Annotated in this window: 2 protein-coding genes; both read left to right on the top strand. The window is 51.3% G+C overall.

Going from position 1 to position 499, the window contains the following annotated elements; genetic code table 11:
• The coding region (locus HMPREF2760_RS07990; protein WP_246823653.1) for a hypothetical protein at nucleotides 1–180 on the top strand (180 nt) is incomplete at its 5' end.
• Nucleotides 180–499: IS3 family transposase (locus HMPREF2760_RS07985; protein ID WP_148138848.1), on the top strand; the 320-nt coding region annotated here is incomplete at its 3' end. The genes HMPREF2760_RS07990 and HMPREF2760_RS07985, both read left to right, overlap by 1 nt.

Genomic DNA, 499 nt, shown 5'->3' with positions numbered 1-499 from the left:
TGGGTCAAACTCGAGCGTGAACGCCGAGGAGCCTCAGATGGGATGAGCGAGGCTGATCTTCGTGCTGAGAATGCGCGTCTGCGCCGTGAGTTGGCAGAAGCCAAGATGGATAACGAGTTTTTGTCAAAAGCGACAGCCTTCTTCGCCGCAAAGCAACGCGAGCAGAAAAGTTCGAACTAATGCAGCAGGAGAAGGCAAACTACAGCATCAAACGCATGGCACGACTATTAAAAGTATCTCGGTCTGGATACTACAAATGGGCCCATGCGCAGCAGAAACGACTATCCGGAAAAGATGATCGTGCAGCATTTTACGATGATGTTGACCGAAAGATTCATCAGATTTGGAAAGACTCTGATGAGGTTTATGGTGCTCCGCGGATCACCGCAGAACTTACCGAGCGCTACCGCATTTCGCTTAACCGTAAGACTGTGGCGAAGCGGATGCGCATGATGGGCATTGAAGGGATTTCACCGCGTGCCTTTGTCCCGGTGACAAC

This window comes from Corynebacterium sp. HMSC065D07 (assembly GCF_001810695.1).
Classification (GTDB): domain Bacteria; phylum Actinomycetota; class Actinomycetes; order Mycobacteriales; family Mycobacteriaceae; genus Corynebacterium; species Corynebacterium hesseae.
Note: the sequence above shows the minus strand (reverse complement) of the source record. Positions and strands in the feature narration are given on the sequence as shown.